This window comes from Actinoallomurus iriomotensis, assembly GCF_030269445.1.
Classification (GTDB): Bacteria; Actinomycetota; Actinomycetes; order Streptosporangiales; family Streptosporangiaceae; genus Actinoallomurus; species Actinoallomurus iriomotensis.
Genome location: NZ_BSTJ01000044.1, coordinates 1 through 288, shown reverse-complemented (window position 1 = coordinate 288; position 288 = coordinate 1). Strand labels below are relative to the sequence as shown.

General features: G+C 60.4%; 1 rRNA gene. It reads right to left on the bottom strand.

From position 1 onward, the window contains the following. Positions 1–288, bottom strand: a 23S ribosomal RNA gene (locus QSK37_RS51325); the annotation flags it as partial.

The following is a 288-nucleotide window of genomic DNA, read 5'->3' as shown; positions in this document are numbered from 1 at the left end:
CGGCGGAGGGGTTTCTCACCCCTCATTCGCTACTCATGCCTGCATTCTCACTCGTGTGGCCTCCACGACTGGCTCACGCCGCCGCTTCACCGCCCACACGACGCTCCCCTACCCACCCCAACCCCTGAACCAGCCTCCGAAGAAACCAGCTTGGGTATTGTTGGGATGCCACGGCTTCGGCGGTGTGCTTGAGCCCCGCTACATTGTCGGCGCGGAATCACTTGACCAGTGAGCTATTACGCACTCTTTCAAGGGTGGCTGCTTCTAAGCCAACCTCCTGGTTGTCAC